Source organism: Phyllobacterium sp. P5_D12 (assembly GCF_054049495.1).
Genome location: NZ_JBFUMG010000881.1, coordinates 1 through 1281, shown reverse-complemented (window position 1 = coordinate 1281; position 1281 = coordinate 1). Strand labels below are relative to the sequence as shown.

Below are 1281 nucleotides of genomic sequence, written 5' to 3'. Positions count from 1 at the left end.
GGCCAAGGCCCGTTGCCAGCTTCAGCCAGCGCGCAATGCCACCACTCCAGCCGTCGTCGCCATCATGATCTTCGATCCGCTTGCGCCATTCGGCGCGAAATTCGGGATCCTCGGCCCGGGCAAGGATCATCGCATCCTTGCGCGGAATGACCGACTGATAGCAATAGCGATTGAGCGCCCAGGCCTGCATCTGGCCCTTGGTCAAAGCGCCGTTGACCATCTGATGATGGTAAGGGTGACGATTGTGATAGCGCTCCGCACCGACCTCGCGCAGAACTTTTTCCAGATCAGCCGGTGACAATCCGTCTCGCGCCGCATTGCCGAATTTGCTCAAAGCCTGACCTCCATGCCGTCAAATGCTATTTTCCAGCCCGCTGCGACAACTGCCGCATGTTCAGGCGATGCCGCGTCGAGAATGGGGTTGGTATTGTTGATGTGCACATAGATCCGCTTCCTGATGCCAAGATCGGCCAGGGCCGCCAGTGAACCGCCCTCGCCCGAAATGTACATATGGCCCATTCGCGCGCCGGTTTTTGTCCCCACCCCCGCCGTGATCATCTCGTCATCGGTATAGACGGTGCCATCAAAGAAGAGACAATCGGCGCCTGACAAGCGTTCTCTAAGGGGCGTGTCGATACCGGCGCAGCCCGGAATATAGAAGGCCGTCGCACCATCATTCGAAGCGATCCGCAGGCCGATCGTATCACCTTCCTTCGTGCCAAACCCTTCACTCGCCTTCGATTTATCTTCGAGAAACAGCGCAACCTTACCCGGCACAGCAAAAGTTTCGACGGTAATGCCGACAGGATTTCCACGTGCGTCAAGAATATCCGTGCTCTCGCCCACGGGGAGCTCGCGTCTGTGGACGATTTCCCGATCAAGGACGTTGAAAATCGAATTGGATTCGAGCACGTCGAGAACCCGCCCTGTCGCATAAATCGCGAACGGTTCGCGCTCACGCAAGCTGAGCAGCCCGGCAATATGATCGACATCGGCATTGGTCAGGATAACAGCGCGGATAGGCGTCGAGCGCAACGGTCCATCGGCCCGCGGCTGCAATTCAGGTGTGACGGCAATCTGCTGGCGAATGTCGGGCGATGCGTTGAACAAAATCCAATCATGCCCGTTCGCGCTGGCGGCGAGGCTGGACTGGGTTCTCGCACGGAAATTGGCTTCGCCATTCCGTGCTCCACGGCTCAATCGATAATTGCAATTCCACTGGGGAAACCCGCCTCCTGCTGCGGAGCCGATGACTGTCAATCGCATGCGGGCACCGGGCAC

General features: G+C 58.3%; 2 protein-coding genes. Both read right to left on the bottom strand.

All coding sequences use genetic code 11. From position 1 onward, the window contains the following. Positions 1–334 (bottom strand): thiaminase II/PqqC family protein (locus tag ACXJ5O_RS27290; protein WP_457302643.1); only part of this gene is annotated, 334 nt, incomplete at its 3' end. Continuing rightward, positions 331–1281: pyrroloquinoline quinone biosynthesis protein PqqB (pqqB, locus tag ACXJ5O_RS27285; RefSeq protein ID WP_457302642.1), on the bottom strand; the 951-nt coding region annotated here is incomplete at its 5' end. The genes pqqB and ACXJ5O_RS27290, both read right to left, overlap by 4 nt.